This is a genomic window from Mesorhizobium sp. M7D.F.Ca.US.004.03.1.1, assembly GCF_003998635.1.
GTDB classification, from domain to species: Bacteria; Pseudomonadota; Alphaproteobacteria; order Rhizobiales; family Rhizobiaceae; genus Mesorhizobium; species Mesorhizobium loti.
This window is the reverse complement of record NZ_RZQG01001749.1, coordinates 1-493: the sequence shown is the minus strand read 5'-3', so window position 1 is coordinate 493 and position 493 is coordinate 1. Positions and strand designations below refer to the sequence as shown.

The 493-nt window shown below is 64.3% G+C and carries 1 pseudogene; it reads left to right on the top strand.

Annotation, left to right across the window (positions count from 1 at the left end):
• Positions 1 to 448: pseudogene (locus tag EN935_RS39840) on the top strand (ATPase); the annotation flags it as partial.
• Between the last annotated feature and the right edge of the window lie 45 nt (positions 449 to 493).

Here is a 493-nt window from a genome sequence, read left to right as displayed (position 1 = left end):
CTTCTTCGCCATGCGGCTCGCCAATGAGCAGGACCAGGCGATCATCCGCTCGGCGATTGCCGACTCTTCCGCCTCGTCGCTTGCCTTCCTGTCCTCCATGGGCCAGCGCGAAGCCATCGCCTTTGGCGAAGGCGTAGCGACGACCATGCGGCTGAAGTTCGAAAAACTGCCGAGCCACCTGCTTCCCGGCACGGCCAAGCGCGAAGAGGCCGCCTCTTCGAAAGCCGGCGACGATGTCGATCTGGTGGCGATCGTCGAACGCCTGCGCAACGTGCCGAAACCAACGCAACAGGCGATGGCCTTCGCGGAAGTCGTCGATTCAGGCCGCCAGGCGGGCGATCCCGACTACCGCAAGCCACCCGCCACGCGCGCACCATCGGACGACGATTTCGACATGCGCTACGGTCTCAAGCCCGCAACCTTCGGCCTGCGCCCGCAAAACGATTAGGTCAGCAGCATCAAGTCCTCTGCCGACTGACCGAGAAGCCGGAGC